This is a genomic window from Enterovirga sp. CN4-39 (genome assembly GCF_049446235.1).
Lineage (GTDB): Bacteria > Pseudomonadota > Alphaproteobacteria > Rhizobiales > Beijerinckiaceae > Enterovirga.
In genome coordinates, this window is record NZ_JBMSEF010000005.1 from 139,841 (window position 1) to 155,666 (window position 15,826).

Annotated in this window: 17 protein-coding genes and 1 tRNA gene; 7 read left to right on the forward strand and 11 right to left on the reverse strand. The window is 66.2% G+C overall.

From position 1 onward, the window contains the following. Positions 1–60 precede the first annotated feature (60 nt). Positions 61–1,119: a hypothetical protein gene (locus tag ACO2SS_RS10770; RefSeq protein WP_423277637.1), complete on the reverse strand. Its 1,059-nt coding sequence runs from the start codon at positions 1,117–1,119 to the stop codon at positions 61–63. A gap of 109 nt (positions 1,120–1,228) precedes the next feature. Here ACO2SS_RS10770 and ACO2SS_RS10775 point away from each other — a divergent pair, with 109 nt between their 5' ends. From ACO2SS_RS10775 to ACO2SS_RS10785, 3 genes are all read left to right on the forward strand, one after another. Beyond that, positions 1,229–1,657 (forward strand): SufE family protein, encoded by a 429-nt coding sequence (locus ACO2SS_RS10775; protein ID WP_423277638.1) that lies wholly within the window; start codon positions 1,229–1,231, stop codon positions 1,655–1,657. A 61-nt stretch (positions 1,658–1,718) separates the two neighbouring features. After that, positions 1,719–1,997 carry a type II toxin-antitoxin system ParD family antitoxin gene (locus ACO2SS_RS10780; RefSeq protein ID WP_423277639.1) on the forward strand — a complete coding sequence of 93 codons (279 nt, stop codon included), beginning with the start codon at positions 1,719–1,721 and terminating at the stop codon, positions 1,995–1,997. After that, positions 1,987–2,283: a type II toxin-antitoxin system RelE/ParE family toxin gene (locus ACO2SS_RS10785; protein WP_423277640.1), complete on the forward strand. Its 297-nt coding sequence runs from the start codon at positions 1,987–1,989 to the stop codon at positions 2,281–2,283. Before ACO2SS_RS10780 ends, ACO2SS_RS10785 begins: the two co-directional genes overlap by 11 nt. Here the strand turns inward: ACO2SS_RS10785 and ACO2SS_RS10790 are convergent. Then, a complete protein-coding gene (locus ACO2SS_RS10790; RefSeq protein ID WP_423277641.1) occupies positions 2,280–3,137 on the reverse strand; it encodes a DUF6456 domain-containing protein in 858 nt (285 codons plus the stop codon). The genes ACO2SS_RS10785 and ACO2SS_RS10790 overlap by 4 nt on opposite strands. A 176-nt stretch (positions 3,138–3,313) precedes the next feature. Here ACO2SS_RS10790 and ACO2SS_RS10795 point away from each other — a divergent pair, with 176 nt between their 5' ends. Further along, positions 3,314–5,425 (forward strand): S9 family peptidase, encoded by a 2,112-nt coding sequence (locus ACO2SS_RS10795; RefSeq protein ID WP_423277642.1) that lies wholly within the window; start codon positions 3,314–3,316, stop codon positions 5,423–5,425. Here ACO2SS_RS10795 and ACO2SS_RS10800 read toward each other — a convergent pair. Further along, positions 5,383–6,042, reverse strand: a complete 660-nt coding sequence (locus ACO2SS_RS10800) for a hypothetical protein (protein ID WP_423277643.1) — start codon at positions 6,040–6,042, stop codon at positions 5,383–5,385. The genes ACO2SS_RS10795 and ACO2SS_RS10800 overlap by 43 nt on opposite strands. A gap of 157 nt (positions 6,043–6,199) precedes the next feature. Here ACO2SS_RS10800 and ACO2SS_RS10805 point away from each other — a divergent pair, with 157 nt between their 5' ends. Continuing rightward, positions 6,200–6,796 carry a superoxide dismutase gene (locus tag ACO2SS_RS10805; protein WP_423277644.1) on the forward strand — a complete coding sequence of 199 codons (597 nt, stop codon included), beginning with the start codon at positions 6,200–6,202 and terminating at the stop codon, positions 6,794–6,796. 27 nt (positions 6,797–6,823) lie between these two features. Here the strand turns inward: ACO2SS_RS10805 and ACO2SS_RS10810 are convergent, their stop codons facing one another. Further along, positions 6,824–7,663: a ChbG/HpnK family deacetylase gene (locus ACO2SS_RS10810; RefSeq protein WP_423277645.1), complete on the reverse strand. Its 840-nt coding sequence runs from the start codon at positions 7,661–7,663 to the stop codon at positions 6,824–6,826. A 34-nt stretch (positions 7,664–7,697) separates the two neighbouring features. Here ACO2SS_RS10810 and ACO2SS_RS10815 point away from each other — a divergent pair, with 34 nt between their 5' ends. Continuing rightward, a complete protein-coding gene (locus ACO2SS_RS10815; RefSeq protein ID WP_423277646.1) occupies positions 7,698–8,726 on the forward strand; it encodes a glycosyltransferase family 2 protein in 1,029 nt (342 codons plus the stop codon). A 335-nt stretch (positions 8,727–9,061) separates the two neighbouring features. Here ACO2SS_RS10815 and ACO2SS_RS10820 read toward each other — a convergent pair. The 7 genes from ACO2SS_RS10820 to ACO2SS_RS10850 form a co-directional block, all read right to left on the reverse strand. Then, a tRNA-Gly gene (locus ACO2SS_RS10820) sits at positions 9,062–9,136 on the reverse strand. Positions 9,137–9,203: 67 nt separating this feature from the next. Beyond that, complete coding sequence (locus tag ACO2SS_RS10825; RefSeq protein ID WP_423277647.1) at positions 9,204–9,377, reverse strand: hypothetical protein; 174 nt, start codon at positions 9,375–9,377, stop codon at positions 9,204–9,206. Positions 9,378–9,541: 164 nt separating this feature from the next. After that, a complete protein-coding gene (locus ACO2SS_RS10830; RefSeq protein WP_423277648.1) occupies positions 9,542–10,879 on the reverse strand; it encodes an erythromycin esterase family protein in 1,338 nt (445 codons plus the stop codon). A 69-nt stretch (positions 10,880–10,948) separates the two neighbouring features. Beyond that, on the reverse strand, positions 10,949–11,854 hold the full coding sequence (locus ACO2SS_RS10835; protein WP_423277649.1) for a carbohydrate ABC transporter permease: 906 nt from the start codon (positions 11,852–11,854) through the stop codon (positions 10,949–10,951). Beyond that, positions 11,851–12,813 carry a carbohydrate ABC transporter permease gene (locus ACO2SS_RS10840; protein WP_423277650.1) on the reverse strand — a complete coding sequence of 321 codons (963 nt, stop codon included), beginning with the start codon at positions 12,811–12,813 and terminating at the stop codon, positions 11,851–11,853. The genes ACO2SS_RS10835 and ACO2SS_RS10840 overlap by 4 nt, the downstream gene beginning before the upstream one ends. Before the next feature lie 58 nt (positions 12,814–12,871). Next, positions 12,872–14,173, reverse strand: a complete 1,302-nt coding sequence (locus ACO2SS_RS10845) for an ABC transporter substrate-binding protein (RefSeq protein WP_423277651.1) — start codon at positions 14,171–14,173, stop codon at positions 12,872–12,874. A gap of 116 nt (positions 14,174–14,289) precedes the next feature. Further along, on the reverse strand, positions 14,290–15,360 hold the full coding sequence (locus ACO2SS_RS10850; protein WP_423277652.1) for an ABC transporter ATP-binding protein: 1,071 nt from the start codon (positions 15,358–15,360) through the stop codon (positions 14,290–14,292). A 155-nt stretch (positions 15,361–15,515) separates the two neighbouring features. Between ACO2SS_RS10850 and ACO2SS_RS10855 the strand changes: the two genes are divergently transcribed. Then, positions 15,516–15,767: a hypothetical protein gene (locus ACO2SS_RS10855; protein WP_423277653.1), complete on the forward strand. Its 252-nt coding sequence runs from the start codon at positions 15,516–15,518 to the stop codon at positions 15,765–15,767. The last annotated feature ends 59 nt before the right edge of the window (positions 15,768–15,826 follow it).

The following is a 15,826-nucleotide window of genomic DNA, read 5'->3' on the forward strand; positions in this document are numbered from 1 at the left end:
CGCCTCGTGGGGAGATCGCGATCCCCAGGCATCCGACTACAATTCACCGGAGCGCGGCCGTCAAGGGGAGTGGGGCCGGCCTGCTCCCCGGCGGATGGCATCGACGGCCGTGCCGGGCCAGCCGAGCTCTGACGCGCTCCAGTTCGCGCGCTGGCGGACGAGGTTGGTCCAGGTCCGGCAATCGATCATCACCCAGCCCGGGCCCGGCGGATCGGAATAGGGCAGCGGCATGCAGCGGCCGGATTCGGCGATCGTGCGCGCCCGCTCGGGAACGTCCGGCTGGCGAGAACGGGACAGTTCCTCCCAGCGCTCCCAGCGATACTTGCCGAGCCCGCGTCCGAAATAGAACCGCTCGAGATGGTCCGCGCTCTCGATGCTGCGGCCGCCGAAATGGTCCGAGACGACGGAATCGACCTTCCAGGTTCCAGTTCGAACCGGCTGGGATCCCGTAACGGCCCGGTAAGGCACCGGGATCGTAGCGCGCCGGAACCGCGTGTAGGCGTTGCTGAAGCGGTCCGGACATTCGTCGGGCGAGCGCGTGATCCGCAAGCGGGCAAGACGGTCGCGCCAGCCATGGCGCGTCACGGTGTCGTCGAACAGGAGCCAGCTCTCGTGCGCAGCATTCGGGCCGGGCGCCGTCCGGCAGGCTTCGGCGACGAACCATTGGCGGCCGTTTCCGCCATCTTCCGTGAAGAAGACCCAGGCTGCTCCCTTCAGGATGGCCACCGCGTCGCCGCCGTCGCCGCCCCGGCCCTCGTCCTTGACCCCGAAGCGCCGTCCCGCATCGCCGAAGTCGAAGGTTTGGACGACAGCGGGAAAGGGAAAGCCCCTGTCGAGCACCGAGTCGCTCGCCTGGTGCCCGAGAGGCTGGACCGCCGGATCCCGGCGGTCAGGCCAATCGTGCTTGCGCCAATCGGGCTTCGACGCCACCTCCTGCGGGGTTCGGCAGGAACTCCCCGGCTGCGACACGATCGATGGCGACCCGTTCGGGCCGGTCCCGATGCATTGAACCAGAAAGGCCAGCATCTCGGATTCGCTCAGGCGCCCCTCCTCGCTCGCCCGGCTCGGGGGCGATGCGAGAAGCAGCAGCGACGCGGCGATGAAGAGGAGGAGGCGCATGAGGCGCCCCTAGCGCGACACGCGGCCGAAGTCTCCCTAGCGCGAGGGAGCGCCTCGCGTCCCCCGGCCGTCGCGCCTATATGAAACATACCCAATCGACGCCGAGCCCATGCTTCCTGCCTTCGACGAGATCGTTTCCAATTTCGAACTGCTCGAGGACCCTACCGAGCAGTTCGAGTACCTGATCGAGCTCGGGCGGCTCCTGCCACCGATGCCGGCGGAGCTGCATACCGAGGAGAAGCTCGTTCCCGGTTGCCAGAGCAAGGTCTGGCTGGACATGCAGACGAGCGGCGCGGGCGCGAACGCCGTGATCACCATCGCGGCCGACAGCGACGCCCACATCACGAAGGGCCTCGTCGCCTTCCTGGCGTCGCTCTATTCGGGCCAGACGGCCCGCACGATCCTGCAGAACGATGCCCTGCAGATCTTCCGCGACCTCGGGCTCGGCCAGCACATAACGAGCAAGCGCTCCAACGGCCTGCGCTCGATGGTGGACCGGATCCGGGGCGAGGCGGCACGGGTGGCCGCGGCGGCCTGACGGGTCAGGCGCTTCTCTCTTGGGCTTAGGAGCGATATCCTCTCTCGACAGCAGAGCGACCATGCCCTCCAGCTTCTCCCTTGGTCCACATTACGACGAGTTGTTGAACCGGCTCGTCGCGACCGGCCGCTACGGCTCCGCCAGCGACGCCGTTCGCCACGGCTTGCGGCTTCTTCAGGAGCAGGAGCGGCGGCGGGAGGCGAAACTCGACCGGTTGCGACGGGAGATTGAAGAGGGCATCGAAAGCGGAGCCCCCGACGAACTCGACATGGAAAGCTTGAAGCAGGAGGCTCGCGCCGCACGTCGTTCGACCGGCCAGACCCGGCCCGGTGAGGCGTAAGCTCCTCCGGACCCCCGCCGCGCGGCGGGATCTCCTTGCGATCTGGTCGTACATCGCCCGCGACAGCGAAAGGGCAGCGGACCGGCTGCTCGACCGATTTGAAACAGTCCTTATGATGCTGCTGGACAATCCCTTTGCTGGGCGACCGCGGACCGAGTTGCGCCCCAGCCTAAGAAGCATCCCTTCCGGCACCTACGTCCTGTTCTACGAGGTGGAGCCTGACGCGCTCCTCCTCGTACGCGTGCTGCACGGGCGAATGGACATTACCGAAACCGACTTCGCCTAAAAGCCCGCGACACGCTCGGATACTTCCTCTCCCGCGACCCAGGTCCTCAGGCCCCGCGAGCGCTCCGGGCCGCGCGCCTCGGTCTCGAGCCCGTAATGCTCGGCGAGGCGCCTCAAGGCGAGGCGCACGACGACCTTGCCGGAGCGCGGCGGCCAGCGGCGCTCGCGTTCGATCGTCTCCAGTCCCTTCAGGAACCCGCACAGGTCGAGCAGCAGGTCCGCGAAATCCTGCCCGACCTCCGCCAGCGCGTGGCGGACCCGCTGGCGGGCGGCGATCATGGCATCGGTGGCTCCTGCCGGATCACGCGGTCCGCCGCCCGAGCCGATCGCGCCCTCCCAGCGCGCGGTGACGGAGGGCATCATGCCTCCAAAGGTCAGGTCGCGCCGCAGGCGCTCGCCCGCCTCGTAGGCGGCGGCGTCGATCATGGGAGCACCGTCCCGGTCCTTGCGACGACGCAGCCAGTCCAGCGGGCTCTCGGCCGTATTGACCGCGACGGCGCCGGAGCCAGCTTCCCCATCCATGACGACCTCCGTCGTGATCTCGGCGTGCTGGTCGCGGAACGCGTCGTCCGGCGCCGCCTGGCCGCGCCGGAGGTGCTGCCGTCCCGTTTCGGACAGGCAGAAGGCCCGCCCCTCCCCGCGCCTGACGAGGTCGTTGCGGTCGAGTTCCTGGCAGGCCCCCTCCGGGTAGGCTCCGCGCCCGACGGACACGCCGCCTCTCGTTCCCCGGACGATCACCGTGCCGTCGCGGGTCGGATCGGGAATGGCGATCGCGTCCGGCTCGGCGAGCGCGGCGAGCAGCCGCTCTGCCATGCGGGACAGGCCTGCGGGTTTCGACGGGTGACGCTTGTTCATGATATGTTCCAGATGTATGCTGCGGCTTCGGAGGAGCGGATCCGGGCAACAAGTAAGCATATAATCCTATATCGAGTCAAGCTGCTTTCGCCCGCTGCGCGTTGCTAAGCGGCGTGGTCCCGCCTAATGCGCTGCCGGAAGGCGGCCGTGGGCCGCTCCCGCTGGAGTTTTCGCCCGTGGCCGACTCGTCCTGGACGCCCTCCCCCGACCTCGTGCCGCCAGTCGCCGAGCGATATCCGCACCGGTTCGAACTCTTCGGTCAGGAGATCCAGGACGACTATGCCTGGCTCAAGGCCGAGAACTGGCGCGAGGTCCTGAAGGACGGGACTGCCCTCCCGCTCGCTATCCGCCAGCATCTCGAGCGCGAGAACGCCTACACGGACGCGATGCTCGGCGATCTCGGGCCCCTCCGCGAGACGCTCGTCCGGGAGATGCGCGGCCGCATCAAGGAGGACGACGACACCGTCCCGCAGCCGGACGGGCCGTTCGCCTATTTCACCCGCTACCGCGAAGGCGGGCAGCACCCGCTGATCTGCCGCGAGCCGCGCGACGGCGGCGAGGCGTCGATCCTGCTCGACGGCGACGAGGAGAGCGAGGGCCTCGCCTATTTCGACCTCCAGGACGCCACCCACTCCCCGGACCACAAGCTGCTGGCCTGGAGCGCCGACATCGCCGGATCCGAGCTCTACACGATCCGGATACGCGACCTCGCGACGGGCTCCGACCTCTCGGACGAGATCAAGCACACCTCGGGCGAGGTCATATGGTGCCTGGATGGCCGCACCTTCTACTACGTGGAGGTCGACGAGAACCATCGGCCGGCCCGCGTCAGGCGCCACCATCTCGGCCAGGCGCAGTCAGAGGACGAGCTGATCTACGAGGAGAGCGAGGTCGGCTGGTTCATCGACATCGACCAGACCACCTCCGGCGCCTTCGTGGTTGTCCGGATCGCCGACCACGAGACCTCGGAGGTCTGGCTCCTCGACCGTGCCGACCCGAAGGCGGAGCGCCGCCTGGTCGCGGCCAGGACGCCGCTCGTCCTCTACGACGTCGAGCATCACGGGCTCGACCTGATCATCCGCACGAACGCCGATGGGGCCGAGGACTTCAAGCTCGTCATCGCGCCCCTCGCGAATCCGGCCCGGGAGAACTGGCGGGACCTCGTCCCCTATCGCCAGGGCGTCATGATCCTCTACCAGGTCGCGCTGGCGCGCCATCTGGTCCGCCTGGAACGGCAGGACGCCAATCCGCGGATCGTGATCCGCGAGATGTGGACCGGGAACGAGCACGCGATCGCCTTCCCGGAGGAGGCCTATTCGCTGGGCGTCGATCCCGGTTACGAGTTCGACACCGAGACGATCCGGTTCGGCTACTCGTCCATGACGACGCCGAGCGAAACCTACGACTACAACCTGCACACCCGCGAGCGCGTGCTCCGCAAGCGACAGGAAATCCCGAGCGGCTTCGACTCCTCACTCTACGTCACCCGCCGCCTGTTCGGGACCGCGCCCGACGGAGAGACCGCCCCGATCTCGCTGGTGCATCGCCGCGACCTGAAGCTCGACGGGAGCGCGCCCTGCCTTCTCTACGGCTATGGCTCCTATGGCTCGTCCATGTCGGCGTCCTTCCGGACGAACCTTCTGTCCCTGGTCGACCGCGGCTTCGTCTACGCGATCGCGCATATCCGGGGCGGCACGGAAAAGGGCTGGCGCTGGTATCTGGACGGCAAACGCGAGAAAAAAACGAACACCTTCAAAGACTTCATCGCCTGCGCGGAAGCCCTGGTCGAGGCAGGTTACACGAGCCGGAAGCGCCTCGTTGCGCTTGGCGGGTCGGCTGGCGGCCTGCTGATGGGCGCAGTTGCGAACATGGCCGGCGACCTGTTCGCCGGCATCGTGGCGGAGGTTCCGTTCGTCGACGTGCTGAACACGATGCTCGACGGCGACCTGCCGCTCACCCCGCCCGAATGGCCCGAATGGGGCAATCCGGGAACGGACGAGGCGGCGTTCCGGACCATCCTGTCCTACTCGCCCTATGACAACGTCCGCCCGCAGCCCTATCCGGCGATCCTAGCCCTCGGCGGCCTGACCGACCCACGCGTCACCTATTGGGAGCCCGCGAAGTGGGTCGCCCGGCTCCGCGGGACGATGACGGGGGGCGGCCCGGTCCTGTTGCGGATCAACATGGATGCCGGCCATGGCGGCGCGGCCGGCCGGTTCGACCGGCTGGACGAGGTCGGGCTGATCTACGCCTTCGCGCTCAAGGCGGCCGGCCTGTCGGAGGCCTGATCGCCTTCCTCCGGCGGCCCGATTTTCTGTGTCTCCTCCGGGGGTTGCGCACGAAGCGTGCCGGTCAGCATGAACGCTTTGAACTCGTCCATGGAGGCGAATCGATGCTCCCCGGACGGCGTCTCCGCCCGGATCGAGCCGTCGGCATACATCACGTAGGAGTTGCCTCCGGCCTTGTAGGTGCCGACGACCTTGTCCGGCGGTGGCTTGGTCCCGCCACTCTGGTCGAGACGGCCTGAAGGTTCCGTCGCCTCTTCGGGTTCGGGCGTCCCCTCCTTGGATGCGGGGCTCCCGCCCGGCACGGCGGCGTCCGGCCCGTTCTGCTCGCTCGCCACGACCAAATCTTCCGAAGGGCCCGCAGGCTCGGCCTCGATGGTTCCGGGGTCGGCATGTCGGCTGGCCGCAACCGTCAGTTGCCTGAGCGCCCTCTCCATCTGCGTCAGGCGCCGGAGCGCCGCCGAGAGCCCGAGGAGGATGGCGCCTGCCGAGAAGCCGATCGCGCCCGCGACCACCATGGTCCAGCCGCGCTCGATCCCGACGAAAAGCGAGCCGGAATACATCGCGGCGAGGCCGGCGACCATCATCGTGACGCCGAGCAGGGATAGGAAGACGCTCATCTCAAGCTCGCGGCACAGGCCCAGTATGCACAGCTGCCCCGGCACGGGGCAGCGACTCGGACCGAAGCTGGGCGTTTCGCCGTTGCTCCGGGCCGCCTACGGTCATAGATCGCTTGGCATGGCCCGGTCGAACCCTTCGGGCCCGAGGAGATCCAAGATGACGTTCAGCTTGCCCGATCTGCCCTACGCCTATGATGCGCTGCAGCCGTACATGTCCAAGGAGACCCTCGAGTTCCACCACGACAAACACCACAAGGCCTACGTCGACACCGGGAACAACCTCCTGAAGGGCTCCGAGCTCGAAGGGAAGAGCGTCGAGGAGGTTGTCAAAGGGAGCTACGGCAAGAACCAGCCGCTCTTCAACAACGCCGGCCAGCACTACAACCACATCCATTTCTGGCAGTGGATGAAGCCGAATGGCGGCGGCCCCATCCCCGGCGCGCTGGAGAAGCGCATCAACGACGAGCTCGGCGGCGTCGAGAAGTTCAAGGCCGACTTCATCCAGGCGGGCGTTTCGCAGTTCGGCTCCGGCTGGGCCTGGCTCGCGGTGAAGAACGGCAAGCTCGAGATCATGAAGACCCCGAACGGCGAGAACCCGCTCGTGCATGGCGCGTCCCCGATCCTCGGCGTCGACGTCTGGGAGCACTCCTACTACATCGACTACCGCAATCGTCGGCCGGACTACCTGAAGGCGTTCATCGAGAACCTCGTGAACTGGGAGCATGTCGAGGAGATGCTCTCCAAGGCGGCCTGATCCCGGCCTATCCCTACCCGCTCCGGCCTAGGCCGGGGCGGGTACCAGCTGGATGTTCTGTTCAGCGAGGAGCCGCCCGAACGAGGGGGACGCCAAGTAGTCGAGCTCCCGCCTGCGCGCTTCGACCACCTCGTCCAGTCCTGCCGTGTCGCCGACCTCGCCGGGGTGGCACATGACGAGGTGCGAAGGTCCCGTCGCCTCGAGATAGGTCCGGAAGTCGCGATCGAGATCTCGCGCTGGATCGAACGGGCTGAAACCCGAGAAGCCTCCGTTCGTCCGGAAACCTGCCGCACGCGCCTGCGCGCCGAAGCCCCGCGACAGGCCGGACACGAGGAGAGCCTTGGGCGCGGCAAGGCGCCGGCGAACGATGGACGCCAGGCGGTCCGCCGGATCCCGCAGCCAGACCCTTCCCGCAAGGCCACGTGCAACAAGCACGCCAAACAGCGCCTGCCCGATTCCGGGGAGTGCGTGGACATGCTGGTGTCCGTCGACGAAGTCCGGCGCGCGCCCCGTCCGCTCGCCGAAGGCGTCGAGCTGACGCGCGAATTCGTCGGCGATCTCCCCAAGGGGCAGCCCCCCTCTAACCGCTCCGGCGATCAAGCTGCCGAGCCGCGGCAGCTCGCCCGAGGGCGCCAGAGCCGGCATCCGCGCGAGCGGCGCGCGCCAGGTCAGGGTGAAATGAAGTCCGACACCAATGCGCGCGCCCAGTCCGGATAGCTGAGGGGCGACTGTCGGCCATCCTGGCGCGTTCGTCATGGCGCTCGTCGCCGAGATGCGGCCCATCTCCGCAAGCGTCAGGATCCCGCGGCTCACGCCCTCGTTCATGGCGTAGTCATCGGCGCAAAGGACAATCTTCCGGATCGTCATCCCGGTCTCACCTCAAGTCCGGATGCTCCGCGAGATGCACGTGCGGCCGAACGCCTACAGCCTGAACCCAATGAACGACCCCGGCCCCGAAATCGAGATCAGCGTCGTTGTTCCGATCTACCGCGAGGCAGAAAGCGTCGAGCCGCTCTGCCGGCGCCTCGTCGGTGTGATGGAGCGCGTCGCGCATTCCTTCGAGGTGCTTTTCGTCGATGACGGCTCCGGGGACGATACGCTCCAGGCCATCCGAGCGCAGAACGCCCGCGACCCCAGGATCAAGGCCGTCTCGTTCAGCCGCAACTTCGGTAAGGAGATTGCGATCGCCGCGGGCCTCGACCATGCCCGGGGGCAGGCTGTCGTCATCATGGATGCCGACCTGCAGCATCCGCCGGAGACGATCCCGGACTTCGTCGCGAAGTGGCGCGAAGGCTACGTCATGGTCTACGGGCAGCGGACTGACCGCTCGGGCGAAAGCCGAACCAAGCGCGGGTTCACCCACGCATTCTATCGCCTCTTCGCGCGCTTCGGCGAAACCGAACTGCCGGAGGGAGCAGGCGATTTCCGCCTGATCGACCGCAAGGGCGTGGAGGTGCTGCGCAGCCTCGGGGAACGAGCGCGCTTCTCGAAAGGTCTCTACGCCTGGATCGGGTTTCCGTCCGTGGGCGTGCCTTTCGTCGTCGAGGACCGCCAGTTCGGTGCGACGAAGTGGAGTTTCCGCAAGCTCTTCCGCTTCGCGTTCGATGGGATCACCTCGTTCTCCACAGTCCCGCTGCGGGTATGGACCTATCTCGGGGGGGTGATCTCGCTTCTGTCGATCGGAGCGGCCATCTACTTCGCAATCCGCACGTTCCTGTTCGGCTCGGACGTGCCGGGCTACCCGTCGCTGATCGTGTCGCTGATGTTCTTCTCCGGCATTCAACTGATGTCTCTGGGCATGATCGGCGAGTATGTCGGCCGGATCTTTGCCGAGGTGAAACGGCGCCCGCTCTATGTCGTGGCTGAGACGATCGGGCCCCAAGGCGCAACACCGCCGGTGAGAGAGGAACGATCTTTTTCGGCTATATAGCCTCCCGCCTGAGAGGGCGGCGCGGTCGGGCGGGCCATCGCACGCAACTCGCCGGCCAGGAGCTAAGCCTTCAGGGTTATAGCGCGCCGGCCTGATCTGCGTAGACTTGCCCTTGCCTTCATGCGGGAGGCGCAGACCACTTAGCCCGCTCGGCTCCGGCCGGGCGGGTTTTTCTGTTGCGATGCGGTCGTCAGTGCTGCCGGATGCCAGGCGGGTGTTTGCCGGCCCCGAGGCGCGCCCGCCTGCTTCGCCGTGCTTGTCTCGCGGCTTGAATAGGTTCCCCGGCGTATTGCGAACCGCGATCCGGTCGCGTCAGGCTGCCCAGAGGAAAAGGTTGGAGCGGGCGATCGGGATCGAACCGACGACATTCAGCTTGGGAAGCTGACGTTCTACCACTGAACTACGCCCGCGTGATGAGAGGCATAGCAAGGCGAGCCGGGGTTTGTCCATGCCGGACGCGCAGGATCGCTCCGCTGATCAACGGGTGTTGGGATCCCGCACGCCGAGCGGCTGCGGCTGCGGCGTTGCCTCGCCGCCATCTAGCACCGCTTCGAGCCGGTCGATCAGGCTTCGCAGGCCCGCCGGAAGCGGTGCCTGCAGAGTGTCGTGGTAGATGTGAGCGAGTTCGTGCCCGAGCTTGCCCAGGAGCATCGTGTCGCATCGACCCTCGAGGGTCGTGTCCGACGGGAACGAATTGCCGCGCAAAGTCCGCATGCGGGTTGAACGGGATCGTACGAGGAGAGTTTCAGCTCAGCCGCAAATATCAGCAACTTCTCTGGGGACAACCATCCCGCCCACATCCCCGGATCAAAGGATCACAGGCCGAACGGATACAGATCCGCGCCCCCTCCCTCCGCCCGGATATCGAGCGGCGTCACGGCTTTTGTCTGCTCGAACCAGACGAAGGCGTCGAACTGCTCGGGCAAGACAGCCTCGAAATAGTGGCTCGCGAGCTCCGTCTCGGGCCGGTAGACAACCCCGATGGCACGCTCGAGCCGCGGAGTGGAGAGCGCTTCCCGAAGATGGCGCCTGTGGCGCCAATCGGTTAGTGAGGCGGGCAGTCCGGCATCGCGGAAGACGCGCTCGTGGCTGTCTGGGCGGGCCGGCAGAACCGTCTTCACCTTCACCGGCTCGTCCCAGTCGTCGGACGCCGCCACCGCGCCGCGATCAGTCCCGAAACCGATCAGCACGGCTTGGTCCCGATAAGCGGTGCGGCAGAGCTCGCCGATGTTGAACTCCCCCTGCCAGCCCATCGCTGTCGCGGCGGCATTGCCGATATGGGAGTTGTGCGCCCACACGACGGCACGGGCCCTTGGTCCTCCGGCTTCGATGAGGCGCTGGAGCGTGTCGAACATGTGCCGGTCGCGCAGGTTCCAGGATTCGGTCGAGCCCTGGTACATGATGCGGTAATAGTGCTCCGCTGCCCGCGCGATCCGCGCATTCTGGACGGCATCGAAGAACGCCTCGTCACCCGCCTGGGCGGCATAGGCGATGCCCTTCTCCAGAAGCCCGTTGAGCTGATCGAGAAGCGCCGGCGCGCAAGGCTTCTTGTCGCCGTGGAGGACGGCTCGTCCATAGCGCGCCGGGTCCGCCAGCCAAGGCGAGATGCAGCCATAGCGCGCGCGGGCATCCTTGGCCTCTTCCGGATCCACTTCATCCAGGTAGGCCAGGACCGTCGCGATCGAACTGCGGAGCGAATAGACGTCCAGCCCGCGAAAGCTCACCCGGTCCTTGGCGGGGATCTCGCGGTTGTGGGCGTGCAGCCAAGTGATGAAGGCGTGCACCTCGGCATTCCGCCACATCCAGGTCGGAAAACGCGTGAAAGGCGGCCCATTGCCCGGCGGAGCCTCGCGCTCCCGGACGAATGCGTCGAGGCGGGCTGCATCCGGCCAGTCCGCTTCCACGGCGACGATCGTAAAGCCATGCTGCTCGATCAGGCGTTGCGTGATCCTCGCCCGAGCGCGGTAGAACTCGCTTGTTCCATGCGTAGCTTCGCCGAGCAGCACGATCCGGGCATCTCCGAAGCGGTCGAACACCGCGCCGAAGGCCGGATCGTCGATGTCCGGCAGCGGCTCGGCATGGGCCCTGACCGCTTCGATCTCGGCTGCCGGCAGCTCGTCCCTGTCGCGCTCCCGCACTCGCAGCCCTTCCATCAGACCACTCCCTCAGGAGGGCTGAACAGACGAGGCGCGCGGCCGTTCCCGGTCGATTCCGGACCTGCCCTATTCCTTGACGGCGCCGGTCATGGCCGAGACGTAGTGGTCGACGAAGAAGGAATAGAGGATCACGAGCGGTAGCGAGCCGACCAGCGCGCCCGCCATCAGCGAGCCCCAGCGATAGATGTCGCCGTCCACGAATTCGGAGACGATCGCCACCGGAACGGTCTTGTTCCCGGTCGAGGACAGGAACGTCAGCGCGTAGATGAACTCGTTCCAGCACAGCGTCATGGAGAAGATCCCGGCCGAGATCAGGCCGGGAACCGCCAGCGGAAGGATGATCTTGATCAGGATCTGAAGCCGGCTGGCGCCATCGATAAGGGCACATTCCTCAAGCTCGTAGGGAATGGTCTTGAAGTAGCCCATCAGGAGCCAGGTCGAGAACGGGATGAGGATCGTCGGGTATGCCAGGATGAGGGCGAGCGGCGTATCGAACAGGCCGTATTGCTGGATGATGGTCGCAAGCGGGATGAAGAGGATCGAGGGCGGCACGAGATAGCCGAGGAAGATCGCCCCGCCGACCCACGCCGCGCCCTTGTACCGAATGCGCACGATGGCGTAGGCGGCGAGCACGCTCGCGACCAGCGACAGACCCGTCGCGGCGATCGAGACATACATCGTGTTCCAGAGCCAGCGCGGGTACTGCGTCTCGAACAGCAGCTTGTTGATGTGCTTGAGCGTCGGCGACACAACCCAGAACGGGTTGTAGGTCTGCATGTCGATCAGTTGCTCGTCCGGTTTGATGGCCGTGAGCACCATCCAGTAGAACGGGAAGAGCAGGACGACGAGAATGATCGCGAGCGGGATATAGGTCGTCACGATGCGGCGGGGCAGCCGCTCGAGATAGGCCATCCCTTCCGAGTTGTCGGAGCTGACGAGCCCCCCGCGCGTGGCGGCTGCGATGACGCTCATGAATCGGAGCCCCCGTGCTGCCAGGCGCGGCGCTGCAGGCCGAACCACGAGATCATGATCGCGGCGAGCAGGAACGGCACCATGGCGGTGGCGATGGCGGCGCCCTCGCCGAGTTGGTTGGAGAGAATGCCGCGTTGGTAGGACAGCGTGGCCATCAGGTGGGTGGCGTTCACGGGCCCGCCGCGGGTCATCGCCCAGATCAGCTGGAAATCCGTGAAGGTGAAGAGGACCGAGAAGGTCATCACGACCGCGATGATCGGGGTCAGCAGCGGCAGCGTGATCCGCGTGAAGATCTGCCAGGGCGTCGCGCCGTCGATCGTCGCCGCCTCGTAGAGCGAGGGCGAGACTGTCTGCAGACCGGCGAGCAGCGTGATGGCGATGAAGGGAATGCCGCGCCAGATGTTGGCGAAGATCACGCAAGCCCGGGCCCAGTTCGGATCGCCGAGGAAATTGATGTTCTGCTCGATCAGGCCCATCTGCCGCAGCGACCAGGAGATGATCGAGAACTGGCTGTCGAAGATCCACCAGAACGCGATCGCCGAGAGCACGGTCGGCACGACGAACGGGATCAGCACAATCGACCGGATCACGGTCTTGAACGGGATGTGCTTGTTGAGCAGCAGGGCGAGGTAGAGCCCGATCGCGAATTTCACGACCGAAGCCACCGCCGTGTAGAGCAGCGTGTTGAAGACCGAGAGCCAGAAGACGTGGTCGTCCCAGAGCCACTCGTAGTTTTCGAGCCCAACGAACTGGCCGGGGCGCCCGATCCGAGTGTCTGTGAAGGACAGCCAGATGCCTTTCACAAGCGGAAAGGCAAGGAACAGCCCGAGGATCAGCGCCGTCGGCAGCATGAACCAGATGGCCAGCCAGCCCTTGCTCACCGACAGGCGCTTCCAGGCCGAGACGGGCGACCCGGCGCCCGCCGGACTGACCGGCATTTTCACAGCGACATTGGCCATCGAACGGTCCCTGCTCGTCCGGGCCAGGCTGATCCCGGCCCGGACGATGTCTTTCAGCTCAGCGATAGATGCGCCGCGCCTGCCGCTCGGCGCCCGCAATCGCAGTCTTGAGGTCCTGCCGGCCCGTGACGTAGTTCGCGAACATGTCGACGACGATGAAGTCGGCCACCGCGGCTGCCGCCTTTTCGCCGAGCGTGCCCTTGCCGGCCGGCGTCAGCGTCCGCTTGGAGACGTCCCGGTAGGGCGTCGTCTTCGGGTCCGCCGTCCAGACAGGGTTCTGGTCGTACTCGGCAAGGAAGTGGGACAGGTAACCCTGGGCCGCCTCGATCCAGGGATTGAAGTTCTTCGCCTCGAGCATGAACGCGATGAAAGACTTGCAGGTATTCGGGTACTTGGTGAAGGCGAAGGTCAGGATCGGGAAGGATAGGTGCAGCTCGGTCGGCTGACCGACAGGCCCGACCGGCATGTAGGCGTGGTTCATGTCAGCCGCGATCTGAGGATTCTCGCGCTTCGCCGTGACGTAGATCGAGATGCCGTTGTTGGTGCAGTAGAGATCGCCGGAGAGGAAAGCCTTGTTGTTCGACGAATCGTTCCAGGAGGCGGTTCCAGGAATGAACGTCTCGTACAGCGCCTTGCCGTATTCCATCGCTTTCGCCGTCTCGGGCGAATTGATCACGACCTTGTCGTTCTCGTCGACGAGATTGCCGCCATGGCTCCACAGCAGCCAGTGCATCCAGCCATTCGCGTCGCCCGAGGCGTGGCCGAAGGCCATCCCGGCCGGCGTCTTGTTGGCGGCCATGGCCTTGCAATATTCGAGGAAGCCCGCCGTCTCCTTCGGCACCTCCTTGAAGCCGGCCTTCTCCGATGCACCGATCCGGTAGTTGAGGAGCGAGCCGGTGGTGGCGATCGGGATGCAGATCCACTTGTTCTTGGACTTGCCGTAGCGCTCGCCCGCGGCGAGCCAGCCGCCATGCGCCTTGGCGAGGTGATCGGCGACGTCCGTCACCTCCAGGCACTTCTCGGGGAAGAGGTGCGGGAGCGAGTAGAGGCCCCACACCATGTCGAGTCCCTGGCCCGTATTGGCGACGACGGACGCCTTCGGCTGGATGTCGTCGTAGGACTCGTTGGACACGTTGATCTTCACGCCGTTCGCCTGCTCGAACGCGGCGACCAGCTTCATGAACTGCGCGTCCTCGGCCTCCACGAAGCGCTTCCAGCGCAGGAGGTTGATGTTGGCCCCCTGCTCGGGCTTCCAGGGAGAGGTCTGGGCCCAGGCCTTGGCGAAGTCGAGCAACCCGGTCCCGGCCGCGAGGCCGAGCGTAGCACTCCCTTTCAGAATCGAACGACGGTCCAAATTCATCGCGTTTCGTCTCCCACGGGTTATTGACGGGGGCTTCGGCCCCTCTTCCGGCCCGCCCTTAGCGGATCGGTCCTGTTCTTCGAGCGATCGAGCCCGGCGGCGGCCGGCCCGGCGCGTCAATTCACGAGGCGCTGTCCCGATTCCCGGTCGAAGAGATGCACGAGCCCGACCTCGGGCCGGATCCTGATCGTCTCGCCGGGCTTGGGAAGCACCCGGTCGCGGAACACGCAGGTGAGTTCCTGACCGGCCGCCTTGACCGCAAGAAGCGTTTCCGAGCCCGTCGGCTCGACGACCACCACCTCGACGGGGATGCCGTCGTCGGCGACCCGGAAATGCTCAGGCCGGACGCCAAGCGTCGCCGGCTGGCCATCGGACGCGGTAGGGGCGCTCTGGCCGAGCGGGATCTCGATGCCGCTGTCGCCGACGAACTTCGCCTCGCCGTTCGCCCGGATCTGGCCATTGATGAAGTTCATCGCGGGCGAGCCGATGAAGCCGGCCACGAAGAGATTGTGCGGCCGGTCGTAGAGATCGAGCGGCGCCCCGATCTGCTCGACCACGCCGTCATGCATCACGACGATGCGATCGGCCATTGTCATGGCCTCGATCTGGTCGTGAGTGACGTATACGGTGGTGGTCCGCAGCCGCTGGTGCAGTTCCTTGATCTCGGTACGCATTGCGACGCGCAGCTTGGCATCGAGGTTCGATAGCGGCTCGTCGAAGAGGAAGACCTGCGGGTCGCGGACGATCGCCCGCCCCATGGCGACGCGCTGGCGCTGGCCGCCGGAGAGCTGGCGCGGATAGCGGTCGAGAAGCGCGTTCAGGCCGAGGATCGAGGCGGCCTTCGCCACCCTGGTCTCGATCTCCGATTTAGGCGCCTTCCGCAGCTTCAGCGAGAACGCCATGTTCTCGCGCACGGTCATGTGCGGATAAAGCGCGTAGTTCTGGAACACCATGGCAATGTCCCGCTCCTTGGGGGGAACGTCGTTGACGACGCGCTCCCCGATGCGGATCTCGCCGGCGGAGATATTCTCCAGTCCGGCGATCATTCGGAGCAGGGTCGACTTCCCGCAGCCCGAAGGCCCGACAAGGATGACGAACTCGCCATCCTGAATATCGACCGACACGCCGTGGATCACGCGCGTGGAACCGAAAGCCTTCTGGACGTCGCGGATTCCGACTGAAGCCATGGAACCTCCCGGACATGCGGCCCGCTACATGGCAAACCGTCTTTCCCCATGCGTAGCACGGCAACGAGAGGGTGCGGAAGCCGGCCAGGGCTCATGCTTTCGGACGCAGCAGCCCAAGCTTGACTCGGGCATGCCGCCGTGGGCCGAATCCGGCGATGGCCTCCCATGACGAGCGCGAGCAGCGGCAAGGGCGCACGCCTTCGGGCGTGCTCGTCGAGTGCCTGTCTTGCGGGCGCCGCTCGGCTATCCCGCGCGAGGGTGGGTTGGAAGACATTCCGCTCGTACAGTTGACGCGGCGCCTCAGATGCTCCGAATGCGGATCGCGCGCCGTGAAGGCCGCCCGGATCGAAACGCCGCGCGACCTCGCTCGCCTCATGCGGGTGCGCATGGGATCTGGCCGCACCTGACAACAGAAGAGCGCGCTAAGCCCGCGCGCCAAGCAAGCCGAGGAGAGCCGAGTGAGCAG

Bases quoted from the DNA above. Each gene is read 5' to 3' on its own strand.
- ACO2SS_RS10770 (WP_423277637.1), bottom strand. From the start codon at position 1,119: ATGCGCCTCCTCCTCTTCATCGCCGCGTCGCTGCTGCTTCTCGCATCG.
- ACO2SS_RS10775 (WP_423277638.1), top strand. From the start codon at position 1,229: ATGCTTCCTGCCTTCGACGAGATCGTTTCCAATTTCGAACTGCTCGAG.
- ACO2SS_RS10780 (WP_423277639.1), top strand. From the start codon at position 1,719: ATGCCCTCCAGCTTCTCCCTTGGTCCACATTACGACGAGTTGTTGAAC.
- ACO2SS_RS10790 (WP_423277641.1), bottom strand. From the start codon at position 3,137: ATGAACAAGCGTCACCCGTCGAAACCCGCAGGCCTGTCCCGCATGGCA.
- ACO2SS_RS10800 (WP_423277643.1), bottom strand. From the start codon at position 6,042: ATGAGCGTCTTCCTATCCCTGCTCGGCGTCACGATGATGGTCGCCGGC.
- ACO2SS_RS10805 (WP_423277644.1), top strand. From the start codon at position 6,200: ATGACGTTCAGCTTGCCCGATCTGCCCTACGCCTATGATGCGCTGCAG.
- ACO2SS_RS10810 (WP_423277645.1), bottom strand. From the start codon at position 7,663: ATGACGATCCGGAAGATTGTCCTTTGCGCCGATGACTACGCCATGAAC.
- ACO2SS_RS10815 (WP_423277646.1), top strand. From the start codon at position 7,698: ATGCACGTGCGGCCGAACGCCTACAGCCTGAACCCAATGAACGACCCC.
- ACO2SS_RS10825 (WP_423277647.1), bottom strand. From the start codon at position 9,377: ATGCTCCTGGGCAAGCTCGGGCACGAACTCGCTCACATCTACCACGAC.
- ACO2SS_RS10830 (WP_423277648.1), bottom strand. From the start codon at position 10,879: ATGGAAGGGCTGCGAGTGCGGGAGCGCGACAGGGACGAGCTGCCGGCA.
- ACO2SS_RS10835 (WP_423277649.1), bottom strand. From the start codon at position 11,854: ATGAGCGTCATCGCAGCCGCCACGCGCGGGGGGCTCGTCAGCTCCGAC.
- ACO2SS_RS10840 (WP_423277650.1), bottom strand. From the start codon at position 12,813: ATGGCCAATGTCGCTGTGAAAATGCCGGTCAGTCCGGCGGGCGCCGGG.
- ACO2SS_RS10845 (WP_423277651.1), bottom strand. From the start codon at position 14,173: ATGAATTTGGACCGTCGTTCGATTCTGAAAGGGAGTGCTACGCTCGGC.
- ACO2SS_RS10850 (WP_423277652.1), bottom strand. From the start codon at position 15,360: ATGGCTTCAGTCGGAATCCGCGACGTCCAGAAGGCTTTCGGTTCCACG.
- ACO2SS_RS10855 (WP_423277653.1), top strand. From the start codon at position 15,516: ATGGCCTCCCATGACGAGCGCGAGCAGCGGCAAGGGCGCACGCCTTCG.